General features: G+C 61.7%; 1 protein-coding gene. It reads right to left on the bottom strand.

From position 1 onward, the window contains the following. Positions 1 to 1,192: hemagglutinin repeat-containing protein (locus tag HHL14_RS32760; protein ID WP_206002636.1), on the bottom strand; the 1,192-nt coding region annotated here is incomplete at both ends.

The raw sequence follows: 1,192 nt of genomic DNA, 5'->3' as shown, positions 1-1,192 counted from the left end.
GCCGCCGCAATACTGTGCAGCGCAGCCGCACGGTCGTTGCCGGTGCTAGCCGAATTCTTCGCCGCCTGGCTTTCCGAATACGCGTTGTTGATCGCATCACCGACCGAACCCGCCAGACCGATCGTGAGACCGCTGCTGCTCGTCTTCTGCGTCTGCGCCTGGTGCGAGGTATCGGTTGCCGCATCGATGATGATATTGGCCGCCGTTCCCGCGAGGTTCCCGCCTGCGACAAGGTCGCTGCCGGTCACGTGCAGCGTGTTGCCCGCCTGGATCGACAGGTCGCCGTTCAACGAGCCGACCGTGCTCGCGTTGTTCGTCACGCTCGACGCTTCATCGGTCGTCGCAAGCTTGTTGGTGCCGATCGTGACGCTCAACCCGCTTGTTCCCAGACCCGTTCGTGTCTCCTCATAGCTGCTCGACGATTGCATGGTGTCCTGCGTCGTCGTGATATTCACGTCATGCACGGCGCTCAGCGATACATCGTTCGTCCCGACAATCGTGCTGCCCGCGACGTTGATATCCTTGCCGCTTGAGATCGACACGCCGTCTGCCGAAATCATGCTGCCCTGGTTCAGCGTCGTGGTCGTATCGCTCGAACTCGATACCTCCTTGCCGCTCACCACATTGCTGTGGCTGTGCTGTTCCTGCGAATTGTCGACATAGGTCGCGCTTGCTGCGCCGATATTGACGTTGTTCGCTGCCGCCAGCGTCGCCGTCCCCTGATCGAGGTTGATCGTGCTGCCAGTGACGTTGATATTGTTGCCCGACGCGATGGTAAGGCTGTTTCCGGCGTTGAGCGTCGTCGCGGTAAGCGTATCGTCGGAGGTGTGCAGCGACGCCGAATAGCTGCCGTGATGGTCGCTACCCGAACTGTTGCTATCGACAGTCGAAGTCGTCTTTGCCGCCTGCAGCGTCACATCGCCGTTCGCCGCAATCGTCCCGCCGCCGCCAAGGCTGATATCGGCTCCCGTCGCCGTCAGATTACCGCCGACACCAATCTGCGAAACGCCGCCCACCGTCACCGTACTACCGGTCGCACTGTTGATGTTCGTATCCGACACCCCGTTCGCGCCATGGACCACCTTCTGCTCGCCGGTCTGCACGGTGCCGATGTCATAGTTGCCGCCCACGGCCATGCCGAGATTGCCGCCGACATTCAGGTTGCCGCCGTTCTGCTCGACGTTCCCACCCG

The organism is Paraburkholderia antibiotica (assembly GCF_012927125.1).
Taxonomy (GTDB): Bacteria; Pseudomonadota; Gammaproteobacteria; order Burkholderiales; family Burkholderiaceae; genus Paraburkholderia; species Paraburkholderia antibiotica.
Note: the sequence above shows the minus strand (reverse complement) of the source record. Positions and strands in the feature narration are given on the sequence as shown.